The 25,989-nt window shown below is 57.4% G+C and carries 22 protein-coding genes and 1 pseudogene; 11 read left to right on the top strand and 12 right to left on the bottom strand.

Going from position 1 to position 25,989, the window contains the following annotated elements:
* Position 1 precedes the first annotated feature (1 nt).
* Together CE636_RS24370 and CE636_RS29005 are read right to left on the bottom strand one after the other, a co-directional pair.
* Positions 2 to 590, bottom strand: a pseudogene (locus CE636_RS24370) (TfoX/Sxy family DNA transformation protein).
* Between the two features lie 17 nt (positions 591 to 607).
* Entirely contained in the window at positions 608 to 913 is a 306-nt protein-coding gene (locus CE636_RS29005) for a hypothetical protein (RefSeq protein ID WP_153351982.1), read from the bottom strand.
* A gap of 25 nt (positions 914 to 938) precedes the next feature.
* Here CE636_RS29005 and sulA point away from each other — a divergent pair, with 25 nt between their 5' ends.
* Positions 939 to 1,448: an SOS-induced cell division inhibitor SulA gene (sulA, locus tag CE636_RS24360; protein WP_017899460.1), complete on the top strand. Its 510-nt coding sequence runs from the start codon at positions 939 to 941 to the stop codon at positions 1,446 to 1,448.
* Positions 1,449 to 1,800: 352 nt separating this feature from the next.
* Positions 1,801 to 2,871 (top strand): porin OmpA, encoded by a 1,071-nt coding sequence (ompA, locus tag CE636_RS24355; protein ID WP_004201430.1) that lies wholly within the window; start codon positions 1,801 to 1,803, stop codon positions 2,869 to 2,871.
* 245 nt (positions 2,872 to 3,116) lie between these two features.
* Here the strand turns inward: ompA and matP are convergent, their stop codons facing one another.
* Positions 3,117 to 3,569: a macrodomain Ter protein MatP gene (matP, locus tag CE636_RS24350; protein ID WP_002898404.1), complete on the bottom strand. Its 453-nt coding sequence runs from the start codon at positions 3,567 to 3,569 to the stop codon at positions 3,117 to 3,119.
* 185 nt (positions 3,570 to 3,754) lie between these two features.
* On the opposite strand from matP, the gene CE636_RS24345 reads away from it, so the two are divergent.
* Positions 3,755 to 5,512 carry an AAA family ATPase gene (locus CE636_RS24345; protein ID WP_017899459.1) on the top strand — a complete coding sequence of 586 codons (1,758 nt, stop codon included), beginning with the start codon at positions 3,755 to 3,757 and terminating at the stop codon, positions 5,510 to 5,512.
* Between the two features lie 69 nt (positions 5,513 to 5,581).
* A complete protein-coding gene (gene fabA, locus CE636_RS24340) occupies positions 5,582 to 6,100 on the top strand; it encodes a bifunctional 3-hydroxydecanoyl-ACP dehydratase/trans-2-decenoyl-ACP isomerase (protein ID WP_004201428.1) in 519 nt (172 codons plus the stop codon).
* A gap of 68 nt (positions 6,101 to 6,168) precedes the next feature.
* Here fabA and rmf read toward each other — a convergent pair whose 3' ends face one another.
* The 6 genes from rmf to rlmKL all read right to left on the bottom strand — a co-directional run bounded on the left by rmf (position 6,169) and on the right by rlmKL (position 14,087).
* Positions 6,169 to 6,336 carry a ribosome modulation factor gene (gene rmf / locus CE636_RS24335; protein ID WP_002898396.1) on the bottom strand — a complete coding sequence of 56 codons (168 nt, stop codon included), beginning with the start codon at positions 6,334 to 6,336 and terminating at the stop codon, positions 6,169 to 6,171.
* Positions 6,337 to 6,588: 252 nt separating this feature from the next.
* The gene (gene pqiC / locus CE636_RS24330) at positions 6,589 to 7,152 is read right to left on the bottom strand and encodes a membrane integrity-associated transporter subunit PqiC (RefSeq protein WP_004201425.1); all 564 of its coding nucleotides are present in this window, start codon (positions 7,150 to 7,152) and stop codon (positions 6,589 to 6,591) included.
* Entirely contained in the window at positions 7,152 to 8,789 is a 1,638-nt protein-coding gene (pqiB, locus tag CE636_RS24325; RefSeq protein ID WP_004201423.1) for an intermembrane transport protein PqiB, read from the bottom strand. Before pqiB ends, pqiC begins: the two co-directional genes overlap by 1 nt.
* Positions 8,779 to 10,047, bottom strand: a complete 1,269-nt coding sequence (gene pqiA / locus CE636_RS24320; protein WP_017899458.1) for a membrane integrity-associated transporter subunit PqiA — start codon at positions 10,045 to 10,047, stop codon at positions 8,779 to 8,781. Before pqiA ends, pqiB begins: the two co-directional genes overlap by 11 nt.
* 14 nt (positions 10,048 to 10,061) lie before the next feature.
* The gene (locus tag CE636_RS24315; RefSeq protein ID WP_004201421.1) at positions 10,062 to 11,969 is read right to left on the bottom strand and encodes an ABC transporter ATP-binding protein; all 1,908 of its coding nucleotides are present in this window, start codon (positions 11,967 to 11,969) and stop codon (positions 10,062 to 10,064) included.
* 12 nt (positions 11,970 to 11,981) lie between these two features.
* Positions 11,982 to 14,087: a bifunctional 23S rRNA (guanine(2069)-N(7))-methyltransferase RlmK/23S rRNA (guanine(2445)-N(2))-methyltransferase RlmL gene (gene rlmKL, locus CE636_RS24310; RefSeq protein WP_004201420.1), complete on the bottom strand. Its 2,106-nt coding sequence runs from the start codon at positions 14,085 to 14,087 to the stop codon at positions 11,982 to 11,984.
* Between the two features lie 99 nt (positions 14,088 to 14,186).
* Here rlmKL and CE636_RS24305 point away from each other — a divergent pair, with 99 nt between their 5' ends.
* The gene (locus tag CE636_RS24305) at positions 14,187 to 15,296 is read left to right on the top strand and encodes a YcbX family protein (RefSeq protein WP_017899457.1); all 1,110 of its coding nucleotides are present in this window, start codon (positions 14,187 to 14,189) and stop codon (positions 15,294 to 15,296) included.
* On the opposite strand, the gene zapC is transcribed toward CE636_RS24305, so the two are convergent.
* Both zapC and pyrD read right to left on the bottom strand, forming a co-directional pair.
* Entirely contained in the window at positions 15,293 to 15,835 is a 543-nt protein-coding gene (zapC, locus tag CE636_RS24300) for a cell division protein ZapC (RefSeq protein WP_002898308.1), read from the bottom strand. The genes CE636_RS24305 and zapC overlap by 4 nt on opposite strands.
* 168 nt (positions 15,836 to 16,003) lie before the next feature.
* Positions 16,004 to 17,014, bottom strand: a complete 1,011-nt coding sequence (pyrD, locus tag CE636_RS24295) for a quinone-dependent dihydroorotate dehydrogenase (RefSeq protein ID WP_004201417.1) — start codon at positions 17,012 to 17,014, stop codon at positions 16,004 to 16,006.
* Positions 17,015 to 17,262: 248 nt separating this feature from the next.
* On the opposite strand from pyrD, the gene ssuE reads away from it, so the two are divergent.
* Genes ssuE through ssuB form a run of 5 tightly spaced genes read left to right on the top strand, consistent with a single transcriptional unit; the run spans position 17,263 to position 21,507 of the window.
* The gene (gene ssuE, locus CE636_RS24290) at positions 17,263 to 17,838 is read left to right on the top strand and encodes an NADPH-dependent FMN reductase (protein WP_004201416.1); all 576 of its coding nucleotides are present in this window, start codon (positions 17,263 to 17,265) and stop codon (positions 17,836 to 17,838) included.
* Positions 17,831 to 18,793, top strand: coding sequence for a sulfonate ABC transporter substrate-binding protein (locus tag CE636_RS24285; RefSeq protein WP_004201415.1), 963 nt, complete (start codon positions 17,831 to 17,833; stop codon positions 18,791 to 18,793). The genes ssuE and CE636_RS24285 overlap by 8 nt, the downstream gene beginning before the upstream one ends.
* Positions 18,790 to 19,935: an FMNH2-dependent alkanesulfonate monooxygenase gene (gene ssuD, locus CE636_RS24280; protein WP_017899456.1), complete on the top strand. Its 1,146-nt coding sequence runs from the start codon at positions 18,790 to 18,792 to the stop codon at positions 19,933 to 19,935. Before CE636_RS24285 ends, ssuD begins: the two co-directional genes overlap by 4 nt.
* 10 nt (positions 19,936 to 19,945) lie before the next feature.
* Positions 19,946 to 20,737, top strand: coding sequence for an aliphatic sulfonate ABC transporter permease SsuC (gene ssuC / locus CE636_RS24275; RefSeq protein ID WP_004201413.1), 792 nt, complete (start codon positions 19,946 to 19,948; stop codon positions 20,735 to 20,737).
* Entirely contained in the window at positions 20,734 to 21,507 is a 774-nt protein-coding gene (ssuB, locus tag CE636_RS24270) for an aliphatic sulfonates ABC transporter ATP-binding protein (protein ID WP_017899455.1), read from the top strand. Before ssuC ends, ssuB begins: the two co-directional genes overlap by 4 nt.
* Before the next feature lie 204 nt (positions 21,508 to 21,711).
* Here ssuB and pepN read toward each other — a convergent pair whose 3' ends face one another.
* Complete coding sequence (pepN, locus tag CE636_RS24265) at positions 21,712 to 24,327, bottom strand: aminopeptidase N (protein WP_017899454.1); 2,616 nt, start codon at positions 24,325 to 24,327, stop codon at positions 21,712 to 21,714.
* A 326-nt stretch (positions 24,328 to 24,653) separates the two neighbouring features.
* Between pepN and pncB the strand changes: the two genes are divergently transcribed.
* The gene (gene pncB / locus CE636_RS24260; RefSeq protein WP_004201408.1) at positions 24,654 to 25,856 is read left to right on the top strand and encodes a nicotinate phosphoribosyltransferase; all 1,203 of its coding nucleotides are present in this window, start codon (positions 24,654 to 24,656) and stop codon (positions 25,854 to 25,856) included.
* The last annotated feature ends 133 nt before the right edge of the window (positions 25,857 to 25,989 follow it).

Here is a 25,989-nt window from a genome sequence, read left to right as displayed (position 1 = left end):
ACTAGCGGGCAGCCGCCCATTCCAGAAGCTCCTGGCGTCGGGAGCGCGGCGGCATGGACGCCAACGATAGCCCCCTCCAGCGCCAGCAAGACGTTGTGTGATAGGGAAGCATTGTTCTCACGCAGCTTTAGCCAGGCCTGGCGGGCGCCCACCTGCCGTAGTGCTAACACGTCTGGTATGCCCGAGTGAATCAGCTGCAATTCCATATGAAAGCTGATATTAGGTAAATCCTTCAGGCGTGCCGACGACCGGCGGCGACATTTTTCACGCTGGGCGCTCTGCCACGACATCAGCGATAAGCGGAAAAGCTGTTTCTCATCGCGCCACAAGGCATCGTCAATTTGATAATACTTCAGCGGCACGATGCGCCCATGTCGGCGCAACATCAATAAAGGATTATGGTGTTCTACCCGATAGGCAGCGCTCTGCTCGCAGGCTTTCAGATAAATATTTCCCTCTGCCACCATCGCAAACACGGTATCTTCGATAGCCAGGCTGTAGCCGCCAAACAGGGGGCGAGAGTGAAGTTGACCCAGCGGTGAGACGCAGGCCTGAAATTGCGGGAGCCGCGGACATACAAGTTTTTTCATGATCATTCCTTTGTGAATCATGTAATTAAACTTAAGTTGTTAACGGATCCGCTAAGAGAAAACATAAGGGACTTCCCTGACAGCAGCAAGATGATTTTTGCCTGCTTTTCCACCAGAGTGCGGTTTTGCGAGACGCTTTCAGAAAATTGCAGCTGTTGCTGCAACTGGAAGACAGGAGAGAAAGGATTAGCTGGCGTTAAGGATGGTGTTGAGGTCAGCCGCAAAGCCGGACAGTCAGGGTGGCTGAAAGCGATTAAATTTCCATCAGCAAAATGACAAATTGCGGTTGATCTTTTCCCCTGGCGGATATACTGTATATGCATACAGTAACTACAGGCGGGATAGACTATGTTTACTTCAGCTCACGCAAACCGTTCAGCACAGGCTTCTGCTCCGGCAGGCCACTACGCTCATCGTTCTGGCGAACAGGCCGCCAATGGGCTGATCAGTGAAATTGTCTATCGTGAAGATCAACCCATGATGACACAGTTGTTGTTGCTACCTTTATTACAGCAGCTGGGTCAACAGTCTCGCTGGCAGCTGTGGCTTACGCCGCAACAAAAGCTAAGCCGCGAGTGGGTTCAGTCTGCCGGTCTGCCGCTGTCTAAAGTCATGCAAATTAGCCAGCTCTCTCCTTGCCATACCGTAGACTCTATGATCCGTGCCCTGCGCACCGGTAATTATAGTGTGGTTATCTGCTGGCTGGCGGAGGAGTTAACCGCTGACGAACATGAGCGTCTGGTCAATGCCGCCCAGGAAGGCTGCGCAATGGGGTTCATCATGCGCCCGGTCCGAAATCAGGGCACGCTCGGCAGACAACTCAGCGGGCTAAAAATTCACTCAAATTTGTATCATTGAGTGAAATTAGGATTATTCCTGGAATTTTTTTTACCGGTGGTAAAGGCGTTGTGTTTTTTAGGGTCTTTTTCGCGGAATGCCTGCCACACGGGGATTTGTGCCTTTTTTTCGTGTACGAAAATCAACCATATTTGTTAAATATTGTGTACACAACCCTTTTTTTTCATATGCCTGACAGAGTTCACACTTGTAAGTTTTGAACTAAGTTGTAGACTTTACATCGCCAGGGGTGATCGGCTTACGCTGCATGTATCAGCATAGTTAACAACAAGTCACGCCCCCGGTGAAGGATTTAACCGTGAGGTCTTTTGTAACTTCATGGCGAATTTTGGATGATAATGAGGCGCAAAAAATGAAAAAGACAGCTATCGCGATTGCAGTGGCACTGGCTGGCTTCGCTACCGTAGCGCAGGCCGCTCCGAAAGATAACACCTGGTATGCAGGTGGTAAACTGGGTTGGTCCCAGTATCACGACACCGGTTTCTACGGTAACGGTTTCCAGAACAACAATGGTCCGACCCGTAACGATCAGCTTGGTGCTGGTGCGTTCGGTGGTTACCAGGTTAACCCGTACCTCGGTTTCGAAATGGGTTATGACTGGCTGGGCCGTATGGCATATAAAGGCAGCGTTGATAACGGTGCTTTCAAAGCTCAGGGCGTTCAGCTGACCGCTAAACTGGGTTACCCGATCACTGACGATCTGGATATCTACACCCGTCTGGGCGGCATGGTTTGGCGCGCTGACTCCAAAGGCAACTACGCTTCCACCGGCGTTTCCCGTAGCGAACACGACACTGGCGTTTCCCCAGTATTTGCTGGCGGCGTAGAGTGGGCTGTTACTCGTGACATCGCTACCCGTCTGGAATACCAGTGGGTTAACAACATCGGCGACGCTGGCACTGTTGGTACCCGTCCTGATAACGGCATGCTGAGCCTGGGTGTTTCCTACCGTTTCGGTCAGGAAGATGCTGCACCGGTTGTAGCTCCGGCTCCGGCTCCGGCTCCGGAAGTGGCTACCAAGCACTTCACCCTGAAGTCTGATGTACTGTTCAACTTCAACAAAGCGACCCTGAAACCGGAAGGTCAGCAGGCTCTGGATCAGCTGTACACCCAGCTGAGCAACATGGATCCGAAAGACGGTTCCGCAGTTGTTATGGGCTTCACCGACCGTATCGGTTCCGAAGCTTACAACCAGCAGCTGTCTGAGAAACGTGCTCAGTCCGTTGTTGACTACCTGGTTGCTAAAGGCATCCCGGCTGGCAAAATCTCCGCTCGCGGCATGGGTAAATCCAATCCGGTTACTGGCAACACCTGTGACAACGTGAAAGCTCGCGCTGCCCTGATCGACTGCCTGGCTCCGGATCGTCGTGTAGAGATCGAAGTTAAAGGCTACAAAGAAGTTGTAACTCAGCCTGCGGCTTAAGTTATCACTGATGAAAAAACCCGCTTCGGCGGGTTTTTTTATGCCTTCTCGCTCGCTTTAGCGGCTGAGGGCTGAAGGCTGAAGGCTGAAGGCTGAAGGCTGAAGGCTGAAGGCTGAAGGCTGATAGCTGATAGCTGATAGCTGATAGCTGATAGCTGATAGCTAAAGACCGTGAGCGATGGATTGTGCATTGTCGACCGTGCGCTGCGACCTGCGCCTTAGCAACCGCTGATCGGGCATGCCGGTTACTCTTTACCCAGCAGTACCTGCAGATCGTGCTTCAGGCTCGACATTTTACTGGCATATTTCTCTTTATGCTCAGCATCCTCAATCAGCTGGACAATGGTTTCGGACAAGGTTTTCCCCCGCCGCTGCGCCAGACCGGCAAGGCGCTGCCAGACGACAAACTCAAGGTCGATCGACTTCTTACGCGTATGCTGATGCTCGGCGTTAAAATGGCGTTTCCGTCGCGCGCGGATAGTCTGCTTCATGCGGTTCATCAGCGCCGGATTCATATGCTGCTCAATCCAGGCATGCACCAGCACAGGTTCATTCTCGAGCGTCAGCAAGTCATCTACCGCAGCTTGCGCAGCGCTGGCCTCAATGTAGCGGGTAATCAGCTCACCTTCCCGGTGCTTCTTTACCAGATATTTCCATTTCCAGCCGCTTTCAAGATTTTCCAGTTGTTGATATTTCATTGCGATCTCAATGTGACCGTGTAACTCATTTCAGGATATCAGTTTTTTCCTGATGTGCTGAATATAAATCATTATTCGTGATGTGGATGGCCGGGTAATCATCGGGGTACTCATAATCCTCCGTGTGCTCTGACGCGGCATCAGGTATAATTGCGCGCTTTACATCTAACTAAAAAACAGCGACTTTGACCATTACGAAACTGACCCGAACCGACCTTGCGCCTGATCTGGAACCTTACCAGGCGCTGTTTGCTCAAGCTGAACTCTCTCATCCGGCCCCCTCCCTCTCGGGCGATCTGCAGCCGCGTTTGTTCTATGCGCTTGAGCAGCTGCTGTGCACCCCGGCAGTCTCCTCCTTCATGCTGGTGAAAGCCCCTGAGGAGCCGGAATATCTGCAATGGCTGGCGGCTGAAACTCGTACGCTGCACGAACCTGCCGCACCGCTTCACGGAGTCCGCTATGAGGTTAACGGCGCTCACGTGACGCTCGCGCCGGCGCAACGCGCTGAAGATAATTTTGCCAGTACCGCTCCGGTCGTGGCGGCCGATTGGCTGGAGGCGGAACAGCTGTTTGGCTGCGTACGCCAGTTTAACGGTGAAATCACACTTCAGCCTGGCCTGGTCCATCAGGCCAACGGCGGCGTGCTGGTGCTTTCACTACGCACACTACTGGCACAACCGCTACTGTGGGTGCGCCTGAAAAATATGGTGACCCGTCAACGCTTTGACTGGCTCTCCATCGATGAATCACGGCCGCTGCCGGTCAGCATCCCTTCCATGCCGCTGAGCCTGAAAGTCATGCTGGTGGGCGAACGCGAATCTCTGGCCGATTTTCAGGAAATGGAGCCAGAGCTCTCTGCCCAGGCCATCTATAGTGAGTATGAAGACACCCTGCAGTTTGCAGACGCCGATACGCTGAAGGCCTGGTGCCAGTGGGTATGGCAGAATGCACAGCAGCTGGAACTACCGGGCCCGGCGAGCGATGCCTGGCCACTGCTGATCGATGAAGGGACGCGCTACACCGGCGACCAGGAGACCCTGCCGCTCAGCCCGCTATGGATAGCCCGCCAGCTGCGTGAGTCTGCCGCCTTCTGCGAAGGCGAAGAGATTACCGGCGAAGCGATGCAGACGATGCTGGCGCGCCGTGAGTGGCGTGAGGGCTACCTGGCGGAGCGTATGCAGGAGGAAATCCTGCAGGAACAGATCCTGATTGAAACCGAAGGCGAATGCGTCGGGCAGATTAACGCCCTCTCGGTCATTGAATTCCCCGGTCATCCACGCGCCTTCGGCGAACCTTCGCGCATCAGCTGCGTCGTGCACATTGGCGACGGCGAGTTTATCGACGTCGAGCGTAAAGCCGAGCTGGGCGGCAACATTCATGCGAAAGGCATGATGATCATGCAGGCTTTTCTGATGTCCGAGCTGGAGCTGGAGCAACAACTCCCCTTCTCCGCTTCGCTGACCTTTGAGCAGTCCTACAGTGAAGTGGATGGCGACAGTGCCTCCATGGCTGAACTCTGCGCCTTAATCAGCGCGCTGGCCAACGTGCCGATTAATCAAAGCATCGCGATCACCGGCTCTGTCGACCAGTTTGGTCGTGTGCAGCCGGTCGGCGGTCTGAACGAGAAAATTGAAGGCTTCTTCACTATTTGCCAGCAGCGCGGTTTAACCGGCAAACAGGGAGTGATTATCCCTGCCGCCAACGTTCGTCATCTCAGCCTGAGCCACGAACTACGTCAGGCCGTTGCCGACAACCAGTTTGCTATCTGGGCAATAGACGATATTAGCGAAGCGCTGCCGATGTTGACCCAGCTGATGTGGGACGGTGAAGGACAGACGCTGCGACAAACCATTCAGGAGCGGATAGCGCAGGCGACCCAGCAGGAGACTCGCCATCGTTTTCCGTGGCCGCTACGCTGGTTAGGTGGGACAAGTTCTAACTGATCGGACTTGTTCAGCTTACACGTGTTAGCTATCCTGCGTCCCGAACTTAAAATAAGGCTTACTGAAAACATGGTAGATAAACGCGAATCCTATACAAAAGAAGATCTTCTTGCCTCTGGTCGTGGTGAACTGTTCGGCGCGAAAGGCCCGCAGTTGCCGGCGCCAAACATGCTGATGATGGACCGCGTCATCAAAATGACCGAAACCGGTGGTAACTATGACAAAGGTTATGTTGAGGCCGAACTCGACATCAACCCGGACCTGTGGTTCTTCGGTTGCCACTTTATCGGCGATCCGGTGATGCCGGGCTGCCTGGGCCTGGATGCCATGTGGCAGCTGGTGGGTTTCTATCTCGGCTGGCTCGGTGGCGAAGGCAAAGGCCGCGCGCTGGGCGTTGGCGAAGTGAAATTCACGGGTCAGGTTCTGCCGACCGCGAAAAAAGTGACCTATCGCATCCACTTCAAGCGCATCGTTAACCGTCGTCTGATTATGGGCCTTGCGGATGGTGAAGTGCTGGTTGACGATCGCCTGATCTACACCGCAAGCGATCTGAAAGTGGGTCTGTTCCAGGATACTTCCGCTTTCTGATAACGTTCAGCAGCGATTAAAAGGCGAAGCCCCCGCTATGCGGAGGCTTCTTTTTTAAAGAGACAGTGTCAGGCCGTTAGTACCCTGTCCTCCATGGCTTCTCGCCAGCCTCCCAGCCACCATGAGCGTTGATTCAGGCTCTGGTATGGACACATTTCTTTCGATCTTCCTGCGATACCCGCCTGATATCCGCGTTGATGTGCCCGTTCCAGGCGATCTCGTTTTTGTCTCTTCATGCCTCGTTTCCCTCATTCTTTGATCTGGTGGAAAAGAAAACAGTGGTCGCAAATTATGCAGCCACGGGTTACGAATACCGCGAAATGAAGGCAACGTCAATGCGCAAAATTCACGCCATTGTCATATTTGTGACCTATATAAGAGTTCATTTTTTGTTCATCTGACACACCGGCCGGTAACGAACTGACCTGACAAAAAAAAGCCGTGCGGCTCAGATGAACCGCACGGCAGATCAGCGTGATGAATTTTACTTATGGCAGACGGTTAAGCTCGCTGGCAATGGCCGCCGCCTCCTGGCTCCACGCCTGCGCCAGGGTCTTGACCATCGCGTCATAACCATCCTGATCCTGCTTAAGCACGATGTTGAACGGGCGCTTGATCAGCTGTCCCTGATGCTTCAGCAGCCACTCACCGCTGACGATAACCCGCCCGTCGTAGCGTCCGTGAAAGCCATTGACCGCGACGTTGAGCGTATCCTGCTCGCTACCCAGCGGCTGGGATGACACCACCCAGCCCGGCAGCTGTTGGCTCAGGTTCGCCACCAGCGTGGTGCGCAGCTGCTGGTCCAGTGGGCTGGCCCACAGATTATTATTGGCGATCACATACTGCACGTCGGTGGTCTGATAGACCACCCCGTTACCCGCCAGGTAATCCGGGATGCTGACCTGCTCAACCCACAGCAGACGCGCCCCCTGGCTGGCGGCGCTCTGTGCGCCGCCCTGCGCCACCGGCAGCTGGTAATACGTTTTGCTTTCGCCGCCGCTACTGCACGCCGTCAGCACGCATACGGCTGCCGCCAGTAACCATTTTTTCATTATTTCGCTCCCTTCGGCTGTGGGTCTTTTTTATCCTTCGCCTCAAATACCAGCGCATTGCTCTTATCATTGAGCGTTTTCAGGACCGGCTGCAATTCACGCAGCACCTGATCCAGACGCTGCATATCGGCCACCATCTTATTGTAGGCCGCGGAGCCCGGCTGGAAGCCCTGCATGCTGCGGTTTAGCTCGCGCAGCGTCGTCTGCATATCCGCAGGTAACTGCTGCATCGACTGGCTGGAGGTGATCTTATTCAGACTATCCAGCGTGGTCTGCACGTGCTGCATGGTCTTCTCGCTCTGCGCCAGGGTGCTGGTCGCCTGCTCCAGCAACGGATTGAGCGGCAGGTTATTAATCTTATCCAGCGCATCCATCAGACGCTGCTGGATCTGCGCCAGACCACCGCTGATGGTCGGGATAATCGGATAGCCGTTAAACTCCTGAATTTTCCCGCGCGGCGGCGCCTTCGGATAGAAGTCGAGATCGATATACAGCGCGCCGGTCACCAGGTTACCGGTTTTCAGCGAGCCGCGCAGTCCGCGGTTGATCAGATCGTCAATATGGGCACGAATATTCGGATCGCCGCCCAGCTGGTTAATCAGACGTTGCGGTTCCACCCGCACTTCCACCGGAATGCGATAATCGTCGTTCAAACGCTGCTTCAGACCGGGAATGAAGAACGGCACTTTGCCGACGGTTCCCAGACGGATGCCGCGGAACTCTACCGGCGCGCCCGGCTGCAGGCCGCGAACCGAGTCTTTGAAGAACATCACATAGTCAATATGTTCGGTAAAGACCGAATCCTGGATGCTCTTCTGATCGTCAAATAAATGGTATTCCGTTTTATTTGCCACCGGCTCGCCGAGATCCAATCCTTCAGGAATATCGAAGCTCACGCCGCCGCCAAACAGCGTCGACAGCGAACCCATCTCGACGCGCATCCCCGCCGAAGTCAAATCTACAGCGATGCCGCTGTCCTTCCAGAAGCGGACATTGGTGGTCACCAGGCGGTCATTGGGCGCATTGATAAACAACTGATAAGTGATACGACGTTTCTGGGTGTCGAAGGTGCTGGTTTCCACCGACCCCACGCGATAGCCGCGGAACAGCACCGGATCGCCCGGCGACAGCTGCCCCGCCTTGCTGCTTTCCAGCAGAATACGGATCCCCTTGGCATCCGGCGAGGCCAGCGGCGGAGAATCCAGTAGCGGATACTGCGCTGGCACCGAACCTTTCGTCCCCGGCTGCAGTTCAATATAGGCCCCGGACAACAATGTCCCAAGACCGCTGATCCCCTCGCGCCCTACCTGCGGTTTTACCACCCAAAAGACGGAATCGTTGTGCAGTAATTTCTGCATCCCTGAGTTGAGGCGGGCTTTGATTTCCACGTGGGTTAAATCGTCGGTCAGCGTCGCGCTCTCCACTACCCCAACGTCCACGCTGCGGCTCTTGATGCGGGTTTTTCCCCCTTCAATCCCTTCCGCGTTGGTGGTGATCAGCGTGACCTCAGGGCCCTGATGGCTGTAATGATAGAACAGGATCCACGCCCCGATCAGCGCAGTGACGATAGGAAAGATCCACACCGGTGACCAGTTCTTCACCTTCTGCACTTTCGCTTCTCCGCTCTTATTTTCCATGTTGTTGTATTTCCTCATGGCTTGAATCTGGCTCACGATCCCACAGTAAACGGGGATCAAACGTCATGGCTGAAAACATGGTCATCACCACCACCAGCGCAAACATCACCGCGCCGATAGCGGGATAGATATTCATCAACCCTCCCATGCGCACCAGCGCAGAGAGTACGGCGATGACAAAAACATCAATCATTGACCAGCGGCCAACAAATTCCACCACTTCATAGATCAGATGCATACGTTCCGAATCGCGCTCACCGTTGCCATTGGCGTTCCAGCACAGCCAGGCAATAGCGATCATCTTCAGCGTCGGCACCATAATACTGGCGATAAAGATCACCAGCGCCACCGGATAAGACCCCTCGCTCCACAGTAAAACTACCCCAGCCATAATGGTCGACGGCATTTTATCGCCCAACAGATCGGTGATCATGATCGGCATAATATTGGCAGGAAGATAAAGGATAAATGAGGTCACCAGCAGCGCCAGCGTCCACTGCAGGCTGTTTTTACGCCGCGCCGTTCCTTTACTGTGACAGCGCGGGCAGATCGTCAGATCGGCCGGCAACACCGCCGTGCAGCACGCGCAGGAGCGCAGCCCCTGGCGGATACCGGCCACACCGACCTTCAGCGGTTGGGTAATGGCCGGCATAGGGGCGATATCATCCCACAGCCAGCGGCGGTCGACGCACTGAAAAGTACGTAACTGCAGCAGGCAAAACATACACCACGGCACAAAACTCAGACCGATGCCGATATCGCCGTAGGCCATCAGCTTGACGAAGCTCACCAGCACGCCGGCAAGAAAGATCTCCGCCATGCCCCAGGTTTTCAGGTGGAACAGAATACGCGCAAGGAACGCCTTGAGACCGGCGGGCATTCTGACCCGATTGACCAGCAGCAGAATGGTGACCAGGCAAAACGCCGGTACCAGCTGCACAAAGAGTAAAAAGAAAGTGCCGAGGCTGGCGTAATCCTCGGTAAATAACACATTGGGAATTTCCAGTAGCTCTATTTCGCTGCTGATCCCGCCCACTTTCATATAGATGAACGGAAAGAGGTTGGCCAACAGCAGCATAAACAGCGCAACCAGCGCATACGCCGTGGGACGCTGGCGAGGCACGTCCCACGTGGTGGTTAATGTTGTACCGCAGCGCGGACAAGCGGCTTTCTGGCGATGCTCAAGCTGCGGCAAAGCCACCAGCAAATCACATTGGGGACATAAAATATGTCGCGCAGCATGATGATGATCGCACATGACAACTCCTCGGCTCAGGCGCCGTTCTTTAATCCTTCGAGATATTCCCAGCGTTCAAAGGCCGCTTCCAGCGCCTGTTCCGCTTCGGCCAGCTTTGCCAGCACCTGCTGCGTGCGATCGTGCGGTTGTCCAAAGAAGTCGGGATCGGCCACCTGCTCCTGCAGCGTCTGAAGTTCGGCCTCGAGGGCTTCCAGCTTCTGCGGCAGCTGTTCCAGCTCGCGCTGCAGGTTATAGCTTAGTTTGTTCCCGCCGCGTTTGACAGTTTCTGCTTTTGGCTGAGCGACTTCCAACGTTTTTTTCGCTGCCGGCTGCTTCTGAGCCAACGACTGGGCCTGCTGTCCGCGGGCGTCGTGATAGCCGCCGATATACTGGCCGATGCGACCGCCGCCTTCGAAGATCCAGCATTCGGTTACGGTGTTATCCACGAACTGACGATCGTGGCTCACCAGCATCACGGTGCCCTGATAGCCATCGATCAGCTCTTCCAGCAGCTCCAGCGTTTCGACATCCAGGTCGTTTGTCGGTTCATCGAGAATCAACAAGTTGCTGGGTTTCAAAAACAGCCGCGCCAGCAGCAGGCGGTTACGTTCCCCGCCAGAGAGCGCCCGCACCGGGGTCATCGCCCGTTTCGGATGGAACAGGAAGTCCTGCAGATAGCCCAGCACATGGCGCGGCTTACCGTTAACCATCACCTCCTGCTTACCTTCCGCAAGGTTATCCATCACCGTCCGGTCCGGATCCAGCTCTGCGCGGTGCTGGTCGAAGTAGGCGACTTCCAGTTTGGTACCGACGTGGATCCGCCCGCTGTCGGCCTGCAGCTGGCCAAGCATCAGCTTCAGCAGCGTGGTTTTCCCACAGCCGTTGGGGCCAATCAGGGCAATCTTGTCGCCGCGCTGGATCTGCGCGGAGAAATCTTTCACCAGCACTTTGCCATCAACCTGATAGTTGACGTTCTCCATTTCGAAAACGATTTTGCCGGAGCGCGAAGCCTCTTCAACCTGCATCCTGGCGCTGCCCATCACTTCCCGGCGCTCGCCGCGCTCACGACGCATCGCCTTCAGGGCGCGAACGCGGCCTTCGTTACGCGTGCGGCGCGCTTTGATCCCCTGACGGATCCACACCTCTTCCTGAGCGAGCTTGCGGTCGAATTCCGCATTCTGCAGTTCTTCAACCCGCAGGGCTTCTTCTTTATCCAGCAGATACTGATCGTAATCGCCCGGGTAGGTCACCAGCTTGCCGCGATCGAGGTCGACGATGCGCGTCGCCATATTGCGGATAAAGGAGCGGTCGTGCGAAATAAAGATAATGGTGCCTTTAAAGGTTTTCAGGAACCCTTCCAGCCAGTCGATGGTTTCGATATCCAGGTGGTTGGTAGGTTCATCGAGCAGCAGCACGCGCGGCCCGCTGACCAGCGCGCGGCCCAGCGCCGCTTTACGCAGCCAGCCGCCGGACAGGGATGCCAGTTGGGCATTGGCATCAAGGCCAAGCTGCTCAATCACTTCGTTAATGCGGCTGTCCAGCTGCCACAGCCCCAGGTTATCGAGCTGCTCCTGCAGGCGCGCCAGTTCATTTAAATTTTTGTCGCTCGGATCGGTCATGACCTGATGTGATACGTCATGGTAGGCCTTCAGGTAGGCCGCCTGCTCGGCGATGCCTTCCGCGACAAAATCGTACACCGTACCGGCGACATTACGCGGCGGATCCTGCTGCAGACGCGCCACAATCAGATCCTGTTCATAAATAATGCGCCCGTCATCCAGCCCCTGCTCGCGGTTGAGGATCTTCATCAGGGTCGATTTACCGGCGCCGTTGCGTCCGACGAGGCAGACGCGTTCGTTATCTTCGATATGCAGCTCGGCATTATCCAGCAGCGGCGCATCGCTGAAGGAAAGCCAGGCGCCATGCATACTAATCAGTGACATTCTTTATTCCTTTCAGGCTGCGGTAATCAGCCAGCAGTTGTGGATCTGACGGTTGCGGGCAAAATCCTGCGACAGCGTTTTTTGCGAAATCTCTTGTGCCTTCAGGCCAAGCGCCGCCAGCCCGTCATGATCCATACGGAAACCGCGTTTGTTATTCGAGAACATAATGGTGCCGCCTTTACGCAGCAGACGTTTCAGATCGGTCATCAGGCGAATGTGATCGCGCTGGACGTCGAAAGCATCTTCCATTCGTTTGGAGTTGGAGAAGGTCGGCGGATCGATAAAGATCAGATCGAACTGCTCGGTGCTCTCCCGCAGCCAGCCCAGGACGTCCGCCTGCATCAGGCGATGCGCGCGGCCGGTCAGGCCATTGAGACGCAGGTTGCGTTCCGCCCACTCCAGATAGGTGCGCGACATATCCACCGTGGTGGTGGAGCGAGCGCCGCCGAGGCCGGCGTGGACGCTGGCGCTGCCGGTATAGGAGAACAGGTTGAGGAAATCCTTGCCTTTGCTCATCTGGCCAAGCATACGGCGGGCGATCCGGTGGTCGAGGAACAGACCGGTATCCAGGTAGTCGGTGAGGTTGACCCACAGACGCGCGTTGTACTCCTGCACCTCGATAAAGTCGCCTTTCTCCGCCATCTTCTGATACTGATTTTTCCCCTTTTGCCGCTCGCGGGTCTTCAGCACCAGCTTGTTCGGCGCGATTCCTAACACCGCGATAGTCGCGGCGATAATATCGAACAGGCGCTGGCGCGCTTTATGCGCGTCGACAGTTTTCGGCGGGGCATACTCCTGGACCACCACCCAGTCGGCGTAGCGATCGATGGCCACGTTGTATTCCGGCAGGTCAGCATCGTACAGGCGATAGCATTCAATGCCTTCCTGACGGGCCCATTTTTCAAACTTCTTCAGGTTCTTACGCAGACGGTTAGCAAAATCTTCCGCCAGCATCGCCGGCTTGCCGCCTTCGCTCTCCGCCAGATGATAATTCTTCTGCACGCAGTCCAGCGGGCCGTTCTTGGCTTTAAACTGTTTGTCGGCGCGCAGCTGCAGGCAGCTTAACAGCTCCGGCGAGGCGCTGAACACCGACAGGTTCCAGCCGCCAAACTGACTTTTCATGATCCGGCCCAGCAAGCTGTGCAGGGCGATCAGCGCCGGCTCGCTTTCCAGACGCTCGCCGTACGGCGGGTTGCTGATCACGGTGCCGTACGGGCCTTTCGGCAGCGGATTATTCAGCTGGGCGACGTCTTTGACTTCAAAATCGATCAGCTCGCCGATGCCGGCCCGACGGGCGTTGCGGCGGGCGCGGTCAATGACGCGTGCGTCGACATCGGATCCATAGAAGCGTGAACCATATGCCGCCAGCCCCTGACGGGCGCGGGTTTGCGCTTCCGCTTTCACTTCTTTCCAGATGACGTCGTCGTGCTGTGCCCAGCCGCCAAAGCCCCAGTGGCCGCGGTGCAGGCCCGGCGCGCGGTCGGTCGCCAGCATCGCCGCCTCAATCAGCAGGGTACCGGAGCCGCACATCGGATCGAGCAGCGGGGTGCCCGGCACCCAGCCGGAGCGCATCACGATCGCCGCCGCGAGGTTTTCTTTGATCGGCGCCATACCGGTGCCATCGCGGTAGCCGCGCAGGTGCAGGCCTTCGCCGCTCAGATCCAGCGAGATGTGCGCCGTCTCTTTGTTCAGCCAGACGTTGATCCGCAGATCGGGCGACTCACGATCGACGTTCGGGCGCGGCAGATTCTTACGGGTGAAGCTGTCGACAATAGCGTCTTTGACCTTCAGCGCGCCGTACTGGCTGTTGCGGATCTCCTCATTGAGACCGCTAAAATGCACCGCGAAGGTGGCGCCAGGGTTAAACATCTCCGTCCACGGAATGGCCTGTACGCCGAGGTACAGATCCAGATCGCTGTATACGCGACACTCGCCCAGCGGCAGCATGATGCGCGAAGCCAGCCGGCTCCACATCAGGCTTTGATACAGCAGGCGCGTATCCCCCTGAAAATGGACCCCGCCCTGGACTACCTGGCAGTCCGTCGCGCCAAGCCCTTCCAGTTCAGTTTTTAACAGCTCTTCCAGCCCACGAGCCGTACTGGCAAACAGAGAATTCATATCGTCACTTTTACTTAAAGAAAATTGGTGCGCATTATAGCCAATATGTGCCCTATGTCATAAAGTTATAGGCTTATTTTTGGAACCCGGAGGCAGCGTATGGTAACGCTCTCGCGTCTTTTTATTCATCCCGTTAAATCCATGCGCGGCATGGGCCTGACCCACGCCTTTGCCGATATCAGCGGCCTGGCCTTCGATCGCCTGTTTATGGTCACCGAAACCGACGGCACCTTTATTACCGCCCGTCAGTTTCCGCAAATGGTGAAATTTATTCCGGCGCCGCTGCATGATGGCCTTCACCTGACCGCACCGGACGGCAGCAGCGCCGTGGTGCGTTTTAACGATTTCGCCCCTCAGGCCGAACCGACAGAAGTCTGGGGCAACCATTTTACCGCCCTTATCGCGCCCGCAGCGGTTAATCAGTGGCTCAGCGGCTTTTTCAATCGCGACGTCCAGCTGCGCTGGCTGGGGCCACAGTTAACCCGCCGGGTGAAGCGCCACGATGCGGTACCGCTCTCCTTCGCCGACGGCTACCCTTACCTGCTGGCGAACGAAGCCTCCCTGCGCGATCTGCAGCAGCGCTGCCCGGCCAGCGTAAGCATAGAACAGTTTCGCCCTAATCTCGTGGTCACCGGCGCGGCGGCCTGGGATGAAGATAGCTGGAAAGTGATCCGCGTCGGCGAGGTGGTATTTGACGTCGCCAAACCGTGCAGCCGCTGCATTTTTACCACCGTCAGTCCGGAGCGCGGGCAGAAGCATCCCAGCGGAGAGCCGCTGGAAACCTTAAAGCGCTTCCGCACCGCGCAGGATAATGGCGATGTCGACTTTGGTCAGAACCTGATTGCCCGTAACAGCGGCGTGATCCGGGTGGGGGATGAAGTGGAAATCCTCGCCCGCGGCCCGGCGAAAGCCTACGGCGCCGGCGAAAGCGACGATACCCCGGCTCCCGAGGCGCAGCAGCAGGCCACGGTTGCCATTGAATGGCAGGGTCAACAATTTACCGGCAATAACCAGCAGGTGCTGCTGGAACAACTGGAGCAACAGGGCATTCGCGTACCCTACTCGTGTCGGGCGGGGATCTGCGGCAGCTGCCGCATCCGTCTTGAAGAGGGGGAAGTGAGTCCGTTAAAGAAAAACGCGGTCGCCGGAGATGGCACCATTCTCGCCTGCAGCTGCGTGCCGAAAACGGCGCTGCGCCTGGCGCCTTAAACCGCCTGCCCCAGGCTGTAGCTGACCGCGCTCTGCGCCGGCTGCAGCCTGTCGTTCATGATTTTAATGACATCGCCCAGCTGCATAACCCGGCCGGCAAGCGTAAGACCCGGCTGAGCCAACAGACAGAGCGCGGCATTATCGCCCGGCTCCACCACCAGTAAATTCACCTGCTCGCCGGTATCGCTCAGCCAGACGCAGGCCGCGTCGCCGCCGCTCGGCTGCCAGTGATGGGTATGGGCGATAAAGTGCCAGCTTTTCGGCATCTGCGGTTTGAGAAAACGGATGGCGGTGAGCGCGTTAAGGACTAATTCCGCACGCTGCTCTTTCGATAGCTCGAGATCGCGACATTTTTCTTCAAAAGAGAAATAGAGCGCGGCGTCATCAACGCAGAATCCCGATGGGGCAAAGGCGTCCGGCGTCAGCATGCGCCGGGCGAAGCGCGAGCGAAATAACATGCCATTGGCCAGATCGAGCATCATGCGGTCGTGCTCTTCATCGTAATACCAACGCCAGTTATCGTCAGGTTTAATCCGCATTTTTCCCCCTGTCCCCTTTCATACGCCTCTGCAAAGCTGTTGCGACTTACCGCAGAATATTTTCTAAAATTAAGAAAAGTCTAAAATGTTTAAATAAGCAACAGTGAGGGAATATAAAACAACCAGGGCCGGAAATAAAGCCCTGGGGGGATTCAAAGGAGGAAAAGATTAGATGTGGGTAACAATTTCTTTAATCAGCGGCGGACCTTTAAAAATAAATCCGGAATAAATCTGCACCAGCGATGCCCCAGCGGCCATCTTTTCCCGCGCGGCAATCACGGAATCAATACCGCCCACGCCAATGATAGGCAAACGGCCATTCAACTCTGCGGAGAGCATGCGAATAATTTCGGTACTCTTTAATTGTAATGGACGACCGCTAAGCCCGCCGGTCTCATCGCAATGTTTCATTCCCTGGACCAGAGAACGATCGAGAGTAGTATTGGTGGCAATCACCCCATCAATATTATGACGCACGAGGCTATCGGCAACCTGGATCAATTCCTCAGGCAAAAGATCCGGCGCGATCTTCACGGCGACCGGAACATATTTTTGATGCTTCTGCTGCAGCTCAAGCTGCTTATTTTTAATACCGGAGAGTAAATCGTCGAGCGCTTCGCCGTATTGCAGCGTGCGCAGCCCCGGGGTGTTCGGCGAGGAGATATTAATGGCGATATAGCCAGCGTAGGGATAGACTTTTTCCATACAAATCAGGTAATCATCTTTCCCGTGCTCAACCGGCGTATCTTTATTTTTACCGATATTGATGCCCAGCACGCCGTCAAAATGCGCCTTTTTCACGTTCTCGACCAGGTTATCGACGCCATGGTTATTAAAGCCCATGCGGTTGATCAACCCCTCAGCATCCACCAGACGGAAGATCCTTGGCTTATCGTTGCCCGGTTGCGGACGCGGCGTCACGGTGCCGATCTCAATGGAGCCAAAACCCATCGCGCCCAGCGCGTCAATGCATTCCCCGTTTTTATCCAGCCCGGCCGCCAGACCCAGCGGGTTTTTAAAGGTCAACCCCATGCAGGTGACAGGCCTGGCCGGCACCTTCTGGCGAACCAGGATTTCCAGCGGCGTCCCGGTGACACGGCGTAATTGTTGAAAAGTAACTTCATGAGCGCGCTCAGGATCGAGCTGAAAAAGGGCTTTACGAACGAAGGGGTAGTACATGAACTCTCCTGGATTCCCGGTGTGCAAACCGGGGGCGTATTATGTGCGATCTGTTGCGGAAAGGGAATTGACCTGCGACAAAAAATCCCCCATCAGCGCAAACGATTACCTCCCCGCGCGCCGTTATGCGCTTTTCGGCTATCTAACGGTGGATAAATCATTTAGGGAAATAATGGCCCTCTGTCACACTCACTATAAATGTTATCAATTATAGATAAATGCAAACATTTAGTTATAAGGAGAGAGAGATGCGCGTCATTACGCTTGCGGGCAGCCCGCGTTACCCTTCCCGTTCCAGCGCCCTGCTGGAATATGCCAGAGAGACGCTCACCGCCGCCGATATCGAAGTCTGCCACTGGCATCTGCAGAACTTTGCCCCGGAAGACCTTCTCTACGCTCGCTTTGACAACCCGGCGCTGCAGACGCTCAATGAGCAGCTGGCCGGGGCTGACGGCTTGATCATCGCCACGCCGGTGTATAAAGCCTCGTTTTCCGGCGCCCTGAAAACGCTGCTCGACCTGCTTCCTGAGCGGGCGCTGGAGGGCAAAATCGTACTGCCGCTGGCCACCGGCGGCACCATCGCCCACATGCTGGCGGTGGACTACGCCCTGAAGCCGGTGCTGAATGCCCTCAAGGCTCAGGAGATCCTCCACGGCGTCTTCGCCGACGACAGCCAGGTGACCGATTACCAGCACAAGCCGCAGTTTACCCCGAACCTGCAGCGGCGCCTCGATGAAGCCCTCGAGACCTTCTGGCAGGCGCTGCACCGCCCCAGCAGCCGCGCGCCGTCATTAACGTCTCTGCGTGGGGTGGAACATGCTTAATCCTCTCCGCGCTCTGACCCTCGGCGGACTGCTGCTCTTTTCCACCCTGGGCCACGCCGCCCCGGCGGCGCCTGACGCCCTGCGCATCGGTTATCAGAAAGGCAGCGTCAGCATGGTGCTGGCGAAAAGCCATCAGCTGCTGGAGCAGCGCTACCCAAAGACCCATATCTCGTGGATAGAATTCCCGGCCGGTCCGCAGATGCTGGAGGCGCTGAACGTTGGCAGCATCGATATCGGCAGCACTGGCGACATTCCGCCTATCTTTGCGCAGGCGGCGGGCGCCGATCTGGTGTATATCGGTTCGGAACCGCCCAAGCCCAAAGCGGAAGTGATTCTGGTGGCGCAGGGCAGCCCGATTCATAACGTTGCTGAGCTGAAAGGAAAAAAGGTCGCTTTTCAGAAAGGCTCCAGCTCCCACAATCTGCTGCTGCGCGCCCTGCAGCTGGCAGGTTTGAAGTTTAGCGACATTCAGCCGGTCTATCTCGCCCCCGCCGATGCGCGCGCCGCCTTCCAGCAGGGCAATGTCGACGCCTGGGCGATCTGGGATCCGTATTACTCCGCCGCGCTGCTGCAGGGCGGCGCCCGGGTGCTAACCGACGGAACCGACCTGAAACAGACAGGATCCTTCTATCTCGCTTCCCGCCCTTACGCTGAACGCAATGGCGCCTTTATTGAGGGTGTACTCGATACCTTTACGCAGGCCGATGCCCTGACCCATAGCCAGCGCGCGCAAAGCATTACGCTGCTGGCGAAAACGATGGGGTTACCGGAGGCGGTGATCGCCAGCTACCTGGACCATCGTCCCCCCACCTCGGTTACCCCGGTGAGCGCCGAAACCGCCGCTCGCCAGCAGCAGACGGCCGACCTGTTCTATGAGAACAAGCTGGTGCCGAAAAAAGTAGATATCCGGGCCCGCATCTGGCAGCCCGCCGCCGCACAAGGAGCGAAATCATGAGTCTGAATATGTTCTGGTTTTTACCGACCCATGGTGATGGTCGTTATCTGGGTACCGAAGAGGGAGCCCGTTCGGTCGATTATGGCTATCTGCAGCAAATCGCGCAGACGGCGGATCGGCTGGGGTTCACCGGCGTGCTGATCCCGACCGGGCGCTCATGTGAAGATGCCTGGCTGGTTGCGGCCTCGATGATCCCGGTAACGCAGCGGCTGAAATTTCTTGTCGCCCTCAGGCCAAGCGTGGTGTCGCCGACGGTGGCCGCGCGCCAGGCGGCGACCCTGGACCGACTGTCAAACGGCCGGGCGCTGTTCAATCTGGTCACCGGCAGCGATCCCGCCGAGCTGGCTGGCGACGGTGTCTTCCTCGACCACACCGAGCGCTATGAGGCCTCGGCTGAATTTACCCACATCTGGCGCAAGCTGATGGAAGGGGAAACTGTCACCTTTAACGGTAAGCATCAGCGCGTTCGCGACGCTAAACTGCTGTTTCCGCCGCTCCAGCAGCCGCGTCCGCCGCTCTATTTCGGCGGCTCGTCTGAGGTGGCGCAGGATCTGGCCGCTGAGCAGGTCGATCTCTATCTTACCTGGGGGGAACCACCGGCCCAGGTGGCAGAGAAAATTGCTCAGGTGCGGGAGAAAGCCGCCCGGCACGGTCGCCGGGTGCGTTTCGGCATCCGCCTGCATGTGATCGTGCGGGAAACCAATGAGGAAGCCTGGCAGGCAGCGGACAGCCTTATCTCTCATCTTGATGATGAGACTATCGCCCGCGCCCAGGCAGCCTTCGCCAGAACCGACTCCGTCGGCCAGCAGCGGATGGCGGCCCTGCACAATGGCCGACGCGATAAGCTGGAAATCAGCCCCAACCTGTGGGCTGGCGTCGGTTTAGCGCGCGGCGGCGCCGGGACCGCGCTGGTGGGCGATGCCGCCACCGTGGCCGAACGGATCAATGAGTACGCCGCGCTGGGTATCGATAGCTTTATCTTCTCCGGTTATCCGCATCTGGAAGAGGCGTATCGGGTCGGCGAACTGCTGTTCCCGCTGCTCGACATCGCGGTGCCGTCTGTCCCGCAGCCGCAAAGCCTGCGCCTGCAGGGAGAAGCCGTCGCTAACGAGTTTATCCCGCGTAAAGTGGCGCAGAGCTGAGGAGGTCGTGATGGCAAAATCAACCCATCCCCTGTTATTACGCCTCGCCCCCTGGCTGCTGCCGGTGGGAACGGTCATTGTCTGGCAGCTGGCCTCGTCCGTCGGCTGGCTGTCGACGCGGGTGCTGCCCTCGCCGGAGGGCGTATTGAAAGCGTTCTGGACCCTCTCGGCCAGCGGTGAGCTGTGGCAGCATCTGGCCATTAGCTCGTGGCGGGCGCTGGTCGGCTTCGCCATCGGCGGCTCCATAGGGCTGGTGCTAGGCCTGATCAGCGGTCTGTCACGCTGGGGCGAGCGCCTGCTGGACACGTCGATCCAGATGCTGCGCAATGTGCCGCATCTGGCGCTGATCCCGCTGGTGATCTTGTGGTTCGGCATCGATGAGACCGCCAAGATCTTCCTCGTATCGCTGGGCACCCTGTTCCCGATCTATATCAACACCTGGCACGGGATCCGCAATATCGACCGTGGACTGGTGGAGATGGCGCGCAGCTATGGTTTATCCGGCTTTGCTCTTTTCCGTCACGTGATTTTGCCCGGCGCCCTACCCTCGATTATGGTCGGCGTGCGTTTCGCCCTCGGTCTGATGTGGCTGACGCTTATTGTCGCCGAAACCATCTCGGCGAACGCCGGTATCGGCTACCTGGCGATGAATGCGCGTGAATTTCTGCAAACCGACGTGGTGGTGGTCGCCATCATTCTCTACGCCATTCTTGGCAAACTGGCCGACGTCAGCGCCCAGCTTCTGGAGCGGCTCTGGCTGCGCTGGAACCCGGCGTATCATCTTCAGGAGGCGAACGCATGAACACTGCCCGTCTAAACCCAGGTATCCCGCTGCTGCTGAACGGGGTGACTAAACGCTATGGCGACAACACCATTCTTAACGAGCTGGATCTGCATATCCCCAGCGGCCAGTTTGTGGCGGTGGTGGGCCGCAGCGGCGGCGGCAAAAGTACCCTGCTGCGCCTGCTGGCGGGCCTGGAAAACCCGAACGCCGGCGAGCTGCTGGCGGGCGCAACGCCGCTGGCGGCGATCCAGGACGACACCCGGATGATGTTTCAGGATGCACGCCTGCTGCCGTGGAAAACGGTGATTGATAACGTGGGGCTGGGGTTAAAAGGCGCCTGGCGCGAAGCCGCCCTGCAGGCACTGGCCAGCGTCGGACTCGAGAGCCGCGCGCAGGAGTGGCCGGCGGCGCTGTCGGGCGGGCAAAAGCAGCGCGTTGCGCTGGCCCGCGCCCTGATCCATCGCCCGCGCCTGCTATTGCTGGACGAGCCGCTGGGGGCGCTGGACGCCCTCACCCGTCTGGAGATGCAGGAGCTGATCGTCTCCCTGTGGCAGGAGCATGGCTTTACGGTCCTGCTGGTGACCCACGACGTCAGCGAAGCGGTGGCGATGGCCGACCGGGTGCTGTTAATTGAAGAGAAGAAGATCGGTCTCGATTTGAACGTGGATATTCCGCGACCGCGGCGCACCGGTTCGGCGAAGCTGGCCGAGCTGGAGGCGGAGGTACTGGATCGGGTGATGAAGCGCGGCAAGAGCGAGAGCGTGCCGCGTTTATTTAGTCATGGCTGACCGGAGTAACGGTCTGCTGTCAGAACGGGGGCATATCGTCATCCGACATGTCCCCGGCTCGCGCTTTGCTCAGCCGGGCGACCAACGACAAATCTGCCGCGTATTCCAGACCGGGTAAGCATCGCGCCACCCGACAACATCACCGCGGCACCAGGTAACCCGGACAGGGCGCAATGTGCGCCGCAATCCGGGTTTACGCCACGGTTACGCCAGCGCCTTACTGATTTTCTCGTACAGATCGCCTGAGAGATCCTTCAGACCCTTCAGCTGCTCCAGCGCGGCGCGCATCAGCGCCTGGCGTTTCTCATCGTAACGCTTCAGGCGAATCAACGGCTCAATCAGTCGCGATGCGACCTGCGGGTTGCGCTGGTTAAGCTCGGTCAGCATCTCCACCAGGAACTGGTAGCCGCTGCCGTCTTCCGCATGGAACGCCGCCGGGTTGCTGCTGGCGAAAGCGCCGATGAGCGACCGCACGCGGTTCGGGTTGCTCATGCTGAACGAACGATGGTTCAGCAGACCGCGTACCGTTTCGACCACATTGGCCGCCGGGCTGGTGGACTGCAGGATAAACCACTTGTCCATCACCAGGCCGTCCTGATGCCATTTGTCGTCATACTCCTGCATCAGCGCATCGCGGCACGGCAGCTCAGCGGCAACCGCCGCCGACAGCGCGGCCAGCGCGTCGGTCATGTTATCCGCCTGGTGATACTGCGCCGCCACCAGCTTATCGCCCAGCGTCGGTTCTGCGAATGCCAGATAGCGCAGGCAGGTATTGCGCAGGGCGCGCTTACCGATATCGGCATGCTCCACCCGGTAGCTGTCGAGCTTATTGGCGTTATATACCGCGAGGAATTCGTCCGCCAGCTCGTTCGCCAGGGTGCGGGTGAGCGCCTCGCGCACAGTGGCGATGGCGATAGGATCGATAATGGCGAACATCTCGGCGATTTCGTTGGCCGACGGCAGGGTTAAGATCTCGGCGGCCAGCGCCGGGTCAATCTTCTCGTCGAGCAGAATCGCGCGGAAGGCGTCCGCCACGTGCACCGGCAGCGACAGCGGCTGTCCCTGCTGATGACGGTTAACGTTCAGCTTGATGTAGGTCGCCAGCAGACTCTGCGCCGCATCCCAGCGCGAGAAATCATTCCGCGCATGGCGCATCAGGAAGGTGAGCTGCTGATCGCTCCACTTGTATTCCAGTTTCACCGGTGCTGAAAACTCGCACAGCAGGGCCGGTACCGGCTGGAAATAGACATTATCAAAGACGAAGGTCTGCTCAGCCTGAGTCACATTAAGCACCGGGTGCAGCGGATGGCCGCCCTTCTGCAGGGGGATCACCTTACCTTCGTTATCGTACAGCTCGATGGCAAACGGGATATGCAGCGGCTGCTTCTCGGCCTGCTCGGCGGTCGGCGGCGTACGCTGGCTGATGGTCAACGTATACTGCTCGGTCTCCGGATTATAGTCGTCATGGACGGTGACAATCGGCGTACCGGACTGGCTGTACCAGCGGCGGAAGTGCGACAGATCGACGTTCGAGGCATCTTCCATCGCCTGGACGAAATCGTCGCAGGTGGCGGCGCTGCCGTCATGACGTTCAAAATAGAGCTGCATCCCTTTCTGGAAGTTTTCTTCACCCAGCAGAGTGTGCAGCATGCGGATCACTTCGGCGCCCTTTTCGTAGACCGTCAGGGTGTAGAAGTTGTTCATCTCGATAACCATATCCGGGCGGATCGGGTGCGCCATCGGGCTGGCGTCTTCGGCAAACTGCAGCCCGCGCATAGTGCGCACGTTGTTGATGCGGTTCACCGCCCGCGAGCCGAGGTCGGAGCTGAACTCCTGATCGCGGAACACGGTCAGCCCCTCTTTCAGGCTTAGCTGGAACCAGTCGCGGCAGGTAACGCGGTTGCCGGTCCAGTTATGGAAATACTCATGACCAATTACCCGCTCAATATCAAGGTAGTCTTTATCGGTGGCGGTATCGGTCCGCGCCAGGACATATTTGGAGTTAAAGACGTTGAGTCCTTTGTTCTCCATGGCACCCATATTAAAGAAGTCGACGGCGACAATCATATAGATGTCGAGGTCATACTCGAGGCCAAAGCGCTCCTCATCCCATTTCATGGAGTTTTTCAGCGACGTCATCGCCCACGGCGCGCGGTCGAGATTGCCGCGATCGACGTACAGCTCCAGCGCCACTTCACGCCCGGAGCGGGTGGTAAAAGTGTCGCGCAGGACGTCGAAATCACCGGCCACCAGCGCAAACAGGTAGCACGGTTTCGGGAATGGGTCCTGCCACTGTACCCAGTGACGACCGTTCTCCAGTTCCCCTTCCGCCATACGGTTGCCGTTGGAGAGCAGGAACGGATATTTGGCTTTATCGGCGATAATTTTGGTGGTAAAGCGCGCCAGCACGTCCGGACGGTCCAGATACCAGGTGATGTGGCGGAAACCTTCCGCTTCACACTGGGTGCACAGCGCTTCGCCTGACTGATACAGGCCTTCCAGCGCGGTGTTCGCCGCCGGGCTGATCTCATTGACGATGGTCAGGGTGAAATGCTCCGGCAGGCCGCCGATCACCAGCTGATTGTTTTCTTCTTTATAGTCGCTCCACGGCTGTCCGTTCACCTGCAGCGAAATCAGAGTCAGATCTTCGCCGTCCAGGCGCAATGGCACATCAGACGCTGCCGCGTGGCGGGAGACCTTGCTCTCGGCCGTAACAACGGTTTTTGCGGCATCCAGGTCAAAGGTCAAATCGATATCGCTAATCAGATACTCCGGCGCACGATAGTCGTGGCGGTATTTGGCTTGGGGCTGTTGTGTCATAAAAAACCTTTCGCATCTTCGGTAAAGTGTCGTCCCAGTCTATTCCCGTTGTGTCAATCGCGCTATGCAGAATCTTCATCTTTTCAACGTGAAACACGGAAATCGCTACATTTTGTTAACACTCGCGGCACGAAATGCCCTCGACCCGACGCAAAGCTTGTGGTGTGATCCATGTTCAATATATTAAACTAGGCCTCGCAAATGACCGTCAGCGTCGCCATTGCTCGCCATCGCGGGACAGAGCCGGGTAATAAAGGTATACTCCGCCTCCTTTTTCCGCGTTGGTTTCGATGGAACGCTCCAGTGAGAGGATGCTACTGCGCACCATGACACAATTCACTTCTCCTGTACTGCACTCGCTGCTTGATACGGATGCCTACAAGCTGCACATGCAGCAGGCTGTCTTCCACCGCTACGGCGATGTACATGTGGCGGCGGAGTTTCGCTGCCGCGGAGACGACCTGCTCGGCATCTATGCCGACGCGATCCGCGAGCAGGTGGAGTCCATGCGCGACCTGAGGCTGCGGGATGATGAATATCGCTGGCTGTCCACCCTTCCTTTTTTTCGCCAGGATTACCTCGACTGGCTGCGCGATTTTCGCTATGACCCACGCCAGGTCACGGTCACCAATGACAACGGCAAGCTGAACATTCGCCTCACCGGCCCGTGGCGGGAAGCCATCATGTGGGAAGTCCCGCTGCTGGCGGTGATAAGCGAGCTGGTCCATCGCTACCGTTCACCCGAGACGGGCGTGGAACAAGCGCTAAACGCGCTTGAACATAAGCTAGGCGACTTCGCCACCATGACCGCTGACCTCGATATGAGCGCCTTCCGCCTGATGGATTTCGGCACCCGCCGTCGTTTTTCACGCGAGGTGCAGGAAGCCATTGTGCAACGCCTGCAGCAGGAGCCATGGTTTGTTGGCACCAGCAACTACGATCTGGCGCGCCGTCTCAACTTAACCCCGATGGGCACCCAGGCCCATGAGTGGTTCCAGGCTCATCAGCAGATCAGCCCGAACCTGGCCAGCAGCCAGCGGGCGGCCCTCGCCGCCTGGCTGGAAGAGTATCCTGACCAGCTGGGCATCGCGCTGACCGACTGCATCACCATGGATGCGTTCCTGCGCGATTTCGGTCCGGAGTTCGCCACCCGCTATCAGGGTTTGCGCCACGACTCCGGCGACCCGGTGGAATGGGGTGAAAAAGCCATCGCCCATTACCAGAAGCTGGGCATCGATCCGCTGAGCAAAGTGCTGGTCTTCTCCGATAATCTCGATCTGGCGAAAGCCGTCGACCTGTATCGCCACTTCGCCTCGCGGGTGAAGCTGAGCTTTGGGATCGGCACCCGTTTAACCTGCGATCTGCCGCAGGTTAAACCGCTCAATATCGTGATTAAGCTGGTGGAATGTAACGGCAAGCCGGTGGCGAAACTCTCCGACAGCCCGGGGAAAACCATCTGCCACGATAAGGCCTTCGTCCGCGCCCTGCGCGAGGCGTTTGACCTGCCGCCGATTAAAAAAGCGAGCTAATTTTCTTAAGGAGCCTTTCAGGCTCCTTTTTCTTTATTATTTATTGCCGAATTATCCGCTTATGATGCGAAATCTACTTGTCTGATGGAAGATGACAGGTAACATAGATATCCCCCCGCTGTAGGGGGAAGAG

Source organism: Klebsiella sp. LY (assembly GCF_004010915.1).
Lineage (GTDB): Bacteria > Pseudomonadota > Gammaproteobacteria > Enterobacterales > Enterobacteriaceae > Klebsiella > Klebsiella quasipneumoniae.
Note: the sequence above shows the minus strand (reverse complement) of the source record. Positions and strands in the feature narration are given on the sequence as shown.

Coding starts and splice junctions, on each gene's coding strand:
- zapC (WP_002898308.1), bottom strand. CDS start 15,835: ATGCGGATTAAACCTGACGATAACTGGCGTTGGTATTACGATGAAGAG.
- ssuE (WP_004201416.1), top strand. CDS start 17,263: ATGCGCGTCATTACGCTTGCGGGCAGCCCGCGTTACCCTTCCCGTTCC.
- pepN (WP_017899454.1), bottom strand. CDS start 24,327: ATGACACAACAGCCCCAAGCCAAATACCGCCACGACTATCGTGCGCCG.
- pqiB (WP_004201423.1), bottom strand. CDS start 8,789: ATGGAAAATAAGAGCGGAGAAGCGAAAGTGCAGAAGGTGAAGAACTGG.
- CE636_RS24285 (WP_004201415.1), top strand. CDS start 17,831: ATGCTTAATCCTCTCCGCGCTCTGACCCTCGGCGGACTGCTGCTCTTT.
- rmf (WP_002898396.1), bottom strand. CDS start 6,336: ATGAAGAGACAAAAACGAGATCGCCTGGAACGGGCACATCAACGCGGA.
- ssuC (WP_004201413.1), top strand. CDS start 19,946: ATGGCAAAATCAACCCATCCCCTGTTATTACGCCTCGCCCCCTGGCTG.
- matP (WP_002898404.1), bottom strand. CDS start 3,569: ATGAAATATCAACAACTGGAAAATCTTGAAAGCGGCTGGAAATGGAAA.
- CE636_RS29005 (WP_153351982.1), bottom strand. CDS start 913: ATGCATATACAGTATATCCGCCAGGGGAAAAGATCAACCGCAATTTGT.
- CE636_RS24315 (WP_004201421.1), bottom strand. CDS start 11,969: ATGTCACTGATTAGTATGCATGGCGCCTGGCTTTCCTTCAGCGATGCG.
- ompA (WP_004201430.1), top strand. CDS start 1,801: ATGAAAAAGACAGCTATCGCGATTGCAGTGGCACTGGCTGGCTTCGCT.
- pqiA (WP_017899458.1), bottom strand. CDS start 10,047: ATGTGCGATCATCATCATGCTGCGCGACATATTTTATGTCCCCAATGT.
- pqiC (WP_004201425.1), bottom strand. CDS start 7,152: ATGAAAAAATGGTTACTGGCGGCAGCCGTATGCGTGCTGACGGCGTGC.
- pyrD (WP_004201417.1), bottom strand. CDS start 17,014: ATGTACTACCCCTTCGTTCGTAAAGCCCTTTTTCAGCTCGATCCTGAG.
- rlmKL (WP_004201420.1), bottom strand. CDS start 14,087: ATGAATTCTCTGTTTGCCAGTACGGCTCGTGGGCTGGAAGAGCTGTTA.
- ssuB (WP_017899455.1), top strand. CDS start 20,734: ATGAACACTGCCCGTCTAAACCCAGGTATCCCGCTGCTGCTGAACGGG.
- ssuD (WP_017899456.1), top strand. CDS start 18,790: ATGAGTCTGAATATGTTCTGGTTTTTACCGACCCATGGTGATGGTCGT.
- pncB (WP_004201408.1), top strand. CDS start 24,654: ATGACACAATTCACTTCTCCTGTACTGCACTCGCTGCTTGATACGGAT.
- sulA (WP_017899460.1), top strand. CDS start 939: ATGTTTACTTCAGCTCACGCAAACCGTTCAGCACAGGCTTCTGCTCCG.
- fabA (WP_004201428.1), top strand. CDS start 5,582: ATGGTAGATAAACGCGAATCCTATACAAAAGAAGATCTTCTTGCCTCT.
- CE636_RS24305 (WP_017899457.1), top strand. CDS start 14,187: ATGGTAACGCTCTCGCGTCTTTTTATTCATCCCGTTAAATCCATGCGC.